Raw genomic sequence first — 6205 nt, forward strand, 5'->3', positions numbered from 1 at the left:
GGAGGGGATGTGGACCACCGGGGCGGGTCCGTCGGTGGGCACCCGCACGCCGGGGGCCGGGGCGGGTGCGATCACCAACGGGTGGTGGCCGCGCCGCGCGAGGTGGCGTGCGGTCTGCAGGGCGCAGTGGGCCACTCCGTTGACGTCCGGGGGATAGGACTCGGTCACGATGACGACGCGCATGGGGTGGTTCTCGCCCGCTCGGACGTTTTTTCGCCCACGGCGGCGTGTCGGCCCGGGAAACGTCCCATGAGCGGTTGACGCGCGCGGGTGCCCGCCCGGGGCCGGAGTGCGCGCCCGGGGCGCGAGGGGAGGGGGCGCGGAGTCCCGTCCCCGCCGGGACCCCGGCGGAGGGAGGCGGCCGAGCCCCGGCGCGCGGGGGCGCCGGGCCCCCGCGCCGTCCCTCCCCCTTCCGCGGGAGGGCTCAGCGCCCCGGGGTGCCGTCCAGTCTGCCGCGCACCGCGCTCTGCACCTCGTCCCATTCCGCCGGGTCGGCGGCCAGCCGGCGCAGCCGCTCCACCACCCGGGCGTCCCCGGTGGTGGCGAACCGGGCGGCCGTCTCCCGGGTTCCCTGCTCGCAGTCCCACAGGCACTCGACGGCGAATCCGGCGGGGAAGGAGGGGTCGGTGGCCGCGAGGGCGGGCGCGGTGCGTCCGCGCAGCAGTGAGGAGGGGGTCTCGCGGTAGAGGTGGCGCAGCAGCGGTGCCGCGCCCTCGGGGCGCAACCGTCCCACCCCGTCCACCAGGTCGGGCAACAGCGGATCGGTCACCGGATCCTCCGCCCGGCGCACGGCCCGGCGCAGCGCCTCCAGCACGGCCGGGCCGTCGGACACCGCCCCGTGGCGGGCCAGGAGGACGCCGGCGGCCACTCCCCTCGCCTCCGCCCCGTCGGAGACGGCCGCCTCCGCGCACCAGGCGCGGGCCGGGGCGAGAACGTCCTCACCCCTCATACGGGTGAGGGCGAGGAGAGCCGCCCCCGTCACGTCCTCGGGGGAGTCCGGGGCGGTGGCCGACCGGATCAGGGCCGGGGCGGCGGGATCACCGCGTTCGGCGAGGTAGCGCAGGGCGGCGATCCGTTCGCCCGGCGCCCCCGCCCGGGCGACGGAACGCAGCAGCGGCCGGTCCCCGGGGCCGGCGACCACCGCCAGGCAACGGGCCGCGGCGTCGGGGCGGAAGTCGAGGGGATTCTCCTCCCGGTCCCGGTTCGCCCGGGCGAGGACGGAGTCGACGCTCCACCCCGGGCGGGGGGTGTCGGGGCGCAATTGGCGCCGCCAGCGATCGAAGTCCGCCGCCCGACGGGCTTCCCGCAGCCGGGCTCCCTGGGCCGGTCGGGAGGGGTCCTCCTCCCACAGCCGCCAGGGGCGGGGTTCCCAGGCGTCGCGCATCGCGACACCGAGGCGGACCATTCCCTCCGGGTCGGTCGGGAAGCCCTCCAGGACCACCGGCCCCAGCTCGCGCAGCGTCTCCTCGTCCTCGCTGTCGGCCAGTTCGTCCAGGGCCCACAGGCGGCCGACACCGGACCGGACGTGCCGGCGCAGCAGGGCCGGGGCGCGACGGTCCCCGTAGCGGCTCAGGTGCCCGAGGACCGCGATCGCGAGACCGACCCGCTCCTCGCCCGCGTCCCCCCCGGCCGGGGGGTGGTCGGGGCGCCCCGGGAGCCCCGGGAGGTCCTCGTGCGCGGCGAGGTGGTCGTCGAGGGCGTCGAGATCGGCCGAGAGCTCGACGTACAGGCGCGCGTAGTACAGGGAACGGTGCTCGACCCGCCAGTCCCGACGGGGGTCCCTCCGCACGCAGTGGTCGAGGGCGGCGACGGCCTCGGGGCGCGGTGCCGCGAGGGCGTGCAGTGCGCCGTCCCCCCGGCCGCGCTGGAGCAGCCCGAGCAGCGAACCGCTGGGCGCTATGTCTGTTTCGAACGGACCTGCGTGCATGGGTTCAGCATCCGGGGAGGGGAAGCGGGTGGCAACGGGATTTCCCCCGGTCCGCGCGGCCGGCCGGCCGCGAATCCCTTACGGGGTGGGGAAAGCTGTGCCAGAGTCGGACACCGTTCGTGCCGTCCCCGCCGGTGGCACACCACCGGCCCGTACCGCATCGGGGCTCAGGAATGCTTTCCTCCCAGCATCCGGAACACTCGGCGAGCGACTCCCCGGACGGGAATCGGCTCCGGGACCTCGTCGCGCGGGCGCGAGGACTCCGAGAGGGTATCGCCGTCGCGCGCCGCGGGGAACCGGACCCCGGGCAGGGGGTGGCGGGGCCGGGCGCCCGCTGGGATCCGGCGGTACGTCGCGCCGAGGAACTGGTCGCGGCGCTGGAGCGGTTGGAGGGGGCCCGACCGCCGGAGCCGGTGGGTCGGGGGGCCCTCCCCGCCGGGGCGTCGGAGGGCCCCTGCGCGGGGACCGTCACCGTGCTGGTGGAGTGCCGGACGCCCCCGCCCCGGCTGCTGGTGTTCGGCGCGGTGGACTTCGCCGCCGCCCTCGCCCGGGTGGGCCGGTTCCTGGGGATGCGGGTCACCGTGTGCGACACCCGTCCCGCGCTCACCACGCGGGCGCGTTTCCCCGACGCCCACGAGGTGGTGGTGGACCGCCCCGAGCGCCTGCTCGCGGCCGAGGCCGCCGCCGGCCGCCTGGACCGCCGCACCGCCGTGTGCGTCCTGGGGCACGACCCGGCGTTCGACGTGCCGGTCCTGCGCGAGGCGCTGCGCCTGCCGGTCGGTTACGTCGGCGCGATGGGGTCGCGGCGCACCCACCGGGACCGTCTGCGCCGCCTCACGGAGGTCGGCCTGCGCCCCGGGGAGTTGGCCCGGCTGCGTTCGCCGATCGGTCTGGACCTGGGGGCCCGTACCCCGGAGGAGACGGCGCTCTCCATCGCCGCCGAGATCGTCGCCCTGCGGCGCGGCGGCACCGGGGGGCCGCTGACCGACGCCGTCGGCCCCATCCACCGCGGGGCGCCGCCGCCCGCCGCCCCGACGGCGGGGTCGGGTGCCCCCGGCTCGGGCCGTGCCACGGGGCGGCCGGCCCCGGGACGTCCCGGCGACCGGTCCCGGCCGCTCAGTCCCGGGACCCCGGGTCCCGCTCGCGCAGCAGGAGGTCGGCCGGGTCGTTGACCGGTTGCGGGGTGCCCGTCAGGTCCATCACGAACAGGGGCAGTTGCAGCTCGTCCGCCCGACTCCGGGCCTGCCGGTCGTACCCGGCCAGCGAGAACGCGATCGGGACCGCGTTCTCCGACAGGCCGTGCAGCCACAGGGTCTCGATCCCGCGCACCCCCGTGGGGTGGGTGGCCGGGTTGACGGCCCCCACGATCTCCGGCCCGCGCAGGTCCACCCCGTCCGCGCTGCGCGGCGCCGAGGGCCTGACGTCCTCGAAGCCCAGCCAGCGCAGGAACTGCGCCGCGCAGGCCACCGCGTCGTGGGCGGTGCGGATGGTCAGCGGCCGGAAGGCGGGCCGGTCGGGAGCCGGGGAGTCCTCGGACGGAGCGCCCTCGGCCACGGCCAGCCGGATCGTGGCCCCGCAGGAGCAGATGAACTCCGGCTGCGGCCAGTGGCCGTCGGCGCCGCACGAACGGCAGGCCACCTCCGCCCAGGAGTCCTCCCAGGAGCGGTGCCGGATCTCCACCGCCGTGCCACCGAGGGGGACGGGCACCGAGACCGGGGCGCCGCACACGCACGGGTACTCGGGCGGGCTGTAGGCGTGCTCGCGACCGCACGCCGGACAGCGGACGGGAACGCTTTCGGTCATCTTCCCTCTCCCTTCCGGGCAGGGCCCGGGGCCGACCACGGGAGGCCGACCTCCCCCCTCCCCGGGACAGGATGGCACCACCGGGCGGCCGGGCGCATCCGTCCGGCCGCGCCGTGTCACCGACTTCCCGAAGTCGGCCGAAACCCGGGCGGCCCGACGGGGTGTCCGAGCCGGTCCCCGGGGGGTTCCGTCCCGCCCGACGGCGGCAAAACCGCCGGTGGGAAGGCCGGCCGTCCGGGGTCCGGGCCCCTTCCCGGGGCGTTCCGGGCGGACCCGTCGCCGGGCCGCTGCGGGGTTTCCCCGGGAGCGGACCGTCGGCGGATTCGGCCCGGGCGGAGCCGTCCGCGCTCCCTTCGCGCGCGCGGGCGCTCCCCACGGGCGCACGGGAGGCGCGTACGGCGCGCGGAGGGGTGGCGTTCACCGGAATGTGACACGGATTTTCGCCCTCCGTATGGCGTAGTGTGCGGACGGTGATATTTACTGTCGCCATTCGGTGCCCCCGGGGGTGCGGGACTCTTCCCCCATCCCGGCGCGGGCGCCGGGGCACGTCACCGCGAAGGACTCCCCGGGGAGGGCCGAGTTGGCCGCTTCACGCACCGAGACAGGATGTTCCGCGCGCCTCGTCGGCGGTGAGACCCGCACCGGGCGGGGGGACCCGGTGGCGGGCGAGGAGCCACGGCTTCTCGCCCTGCGCCTCGCCGTGGCGGGGATGCGCACCGCCCTCGCCGGGTACCGGGCCCCGTTGACCGACCGAGGGGTGGCCGAGCGCGAGCTGGAGCGGCTGGAGGCAGTCGCCCGTTCCCCCCGCCCCCATCCGGACGAACTGGGGCGCGGACTGCTCATGGTGGTCGGCGCGGTGGGGTCGGTGCGGGTCCTGGCCGCGCCGGTGGCGGAGTTGCGCGCCGCGGTGGAGCCGTTCGCCTCCCGGCGGGTCCCCGTACCCGGCAGTCGCCGCCCCGCCGACTGAGACCCGCCGACCGGGGCCCGCCGGGTCCGCCGGGACCCGGTTTCCCCCGACCCGGAGCGGTGCCCGGCGCGCCGGGTTAGGTTGACCGGGTGCGTCTGAGACTCGAATTCACGACCGAGCCGTTCGACCTGGAGGAGCCCCCGGAGCACGCCCGGATGGCCCGCGAGCTGGTGGAGTCCGCCCCCCTGGACCGGGTGGAGGTCGGCCCCTTCGGCAACACGGTGGAGGGCGGCGCCGGGGCCGTCCTGGAGGTGGTCGACCGTCTCCTGCGCGCGGCCCCGGCGGCCGGCGCCCACCGGATCTCCCTCCAGGTCACCGTGGTGGACGGGGTGGCCGCCGCGGAGGGGGAGGACGGGTGAGCGACGCTTCGAAGGAGCCCGGCGTCGCCGGGGAGGAGGACTTCCTGGCCGCCGTGCGCCCCCTGGTGGACGCCATCGGCGGCGAACTGCTGCCGGCCGCCGACGCCGACGCCGACGACGTGGTGCTGGAGTGGGCCGGCCGGCGGGTCGCGGCGGTCCGTCTGCCACGTCTGTCGGATTCCCTGGAACACCTCCTCGCCGACCTGCGCCGCCGTCACGGTCGCCCCCTGGACGAACTCGACCGCCGCGCCAAGCAGGCGGTGGTCCGCACGCTGGAGGCACGGGGGGCGTTCACCGTTCGGCACGGCGTGGAGACGGTGGCGGCGGCCCTGGGGGTCAGCCGCTTCACCGTCTACAACTACCTCAACCGTGAGAACGTCCGGGGGAGCGGTGACCCCGGAGCACGGACGGGACCGGCGGGCGGCGCCCCGCGGGAGGGTTGAGACGGCCCGCGTGCCGAGCGGGCGGGGACGCGGCGACGGGACGACGCGACCCACGGATTTTTCAACAAAATGTTGACGCTGTGATCCCGGCTTGGTTCCCTGGTCGGGTGACCACATCCGTCCCGGGCGAGCCCCCGGGCCTCGACGACCTCCCGGAGGAGCGCGCCCGTGCCCTGCTGCGCGGGATCTGCGCCGCCGAGGAGTGGGTGGACGCCGTCCTGGCCGCCCGCCCCCTCCCGACCGCGGCCGAGGCGTGCGCGGCCTCCGACGCCGCGGTCGCCGCCCTCTCGGAGGAAGGGCTGGACCGCGCCCTCGCCGGCCACCCGCCGATCGGCCGCCCCCGACCGGGCGATCCCGTCTCCGCCCGCGAGCAGCGCGGAACCGCCGACGCCCCGCCCGCCCTGCGGGCCGAGCTGCTGGAACTGAACGCCGCCTACCGGGAACGCTTCGGTCACGTCTTCCTGATCCGCGCCACCGGCCGCACCGCCGAGCAGATGCGCGACGCGCTGCGCGCCCGTCTGGCCAACCCCCCGCCGGTCGAGCGGGAGGTGACGCGCGCCGAACTCGCCGCGATCAACCGCCTGCGGCTGGACCGCCTGTACCGGCAGCCCGCCGCGCGCGACGCCGTGACCACCGTGACCGACGAGCCCCCGGACACCGCAGCCCCGCCCCGGTCGCCGCTCGCCGAAGGAGGACACCCGTGAAC

Annotated in this window: 6 protein-coding genes and 2 pseudogenes; 5 read left to right on the plus strand and 3 right to left on the minus strand. The window is 77.2% G+C overall.

The genetic code is table 11. From position 1 onward, the window contains the following. Nucleotides 1-183, minus strand: a pseudogene (locus FOE67_RS13280) (glycosyltransferase family 1 protein); the annotation flags it as partial. Nucleotides 184-424: 241 nt separating this feature from the next. Beyond that, nucleotides 425-1927, minus strand: coding sequence for a HEAT repeat domain-containing protein (locus FOE67_RS13285; RefSeq protein WP_182663882.1), 1503 nt, complete (start codon nt 1925-1927; stop codon nt 425-427). 314 nt (nt 1928-2241) lie between these two features. Between FOE67_RS13285 and FOE67_RS13290 the strand changes: the two genes are divergently transcribed. Beyond that, complete coding sequence (locus FOE67_RS13290) at nt 2242-3099, plus strand: XdhC family protein (RefSeq protein WP_182663884.1); 858 nt, start codon at nt 2242-2244, stop codon at nt 3097-3099. Here the strand turns inward: FOE67_RS13290 and FOE67_RS13295 are convergent. After that, a complete protein-coding gene (locus FOE67_RS13295) occupies nt 3044-3730 on the minus strand; it encodes a hypothetical protein (RefSeq protein ID WP_182663886.1) in 687 nt (228 codons plus the stop codon). The two genes, FOE67_RS13290 and FOE67_RS13295, sit on opposite strands and share 56 nt — an antisense overlap. Before the next feature lie 580 nt (nt 3731-4310). On the opposite strand from FOE67_RS13295, the gene FOE67_RS13300 reads away from it, so the two are divergent. The 4 genes and pseudogenes from FOE67_RS13300 to uraD all read left to right on the plus strand — a co-directional run. Beyond that, nucleotides 4311-4697: a DUF5955 family protein gene (locus FOE67_RS13300; protein WP_194444229.1), complete on the plus strand. Its 387-nt coding sequence runs from the start codon at nt 4311-4313 to the stop codon at nt 4695-4697. An 89-nt stretch (nt 4698-4786) separates the two neighbouring features. After that, nucleotides 4787-5056, plus strand: coding sequence for a YkoF family thiamine-binding protein (locus tag FOE67_RS13305; RefSeq protein WP_182663888.1), 270 nt, complete (start codon nt 4787-4789; stop codon nt 5054-5056). Then, nucleotides 5053-5499, plus strand: a complete 447-nt coding sequence (locus tag FOE67_RS13310; RefSeq protein ID WP_182663890.1) for a helix-turn-helix domain-containing protein — start codon at nt 5053-5055, stop codon at nt 5497-5499. The genes FOE67_RS13305 and FOE67_RS13310 overlap by 4 nt, the downstream gene beginning before the upstream one ends. Nucleotides 5500-5606: 107 nt before the next feature. Next, nucleotides 5607-6107 (plus strand): annotated as a pseudogene (gene uraD / locus FOE67_RS29285) (2-oxo-4-hydroxy-4-carboxy-5-ureidoimidazoline decarboxylase); the annotation flags it as partial. Between the last annotated feature and the right edge of the window lie 98 nt (nt 6108-6205).

This window comes from Streptomyces calidiresistens, from assembly GCF_014141525.1.
In the GTDB taxonomy this organism is placed as follows: Bacteria; Actinomycetota; Actinomycetes; order Streptomycetales; family Streptomycetaceae; genus Streptomyces; species Streptomyces calidiresistens.

Coding starts and splice junctions, on each gene's coding strand:
- FOE67_RS13285 (WP_182663882.1), bottom strand. CDS start 1,927: ATGCACGCAGGTCCGTTCGAAACAGACATAGCGCCCAGCGGTTCGCTG.
- FOE67_RS13295 (WP_182663886.1), bottom strand. CDS start 3,730: ATGACCGAAAGCGTTCCCGTCCGCTGTCCGGCGTGCGGTCGCGAGCAC.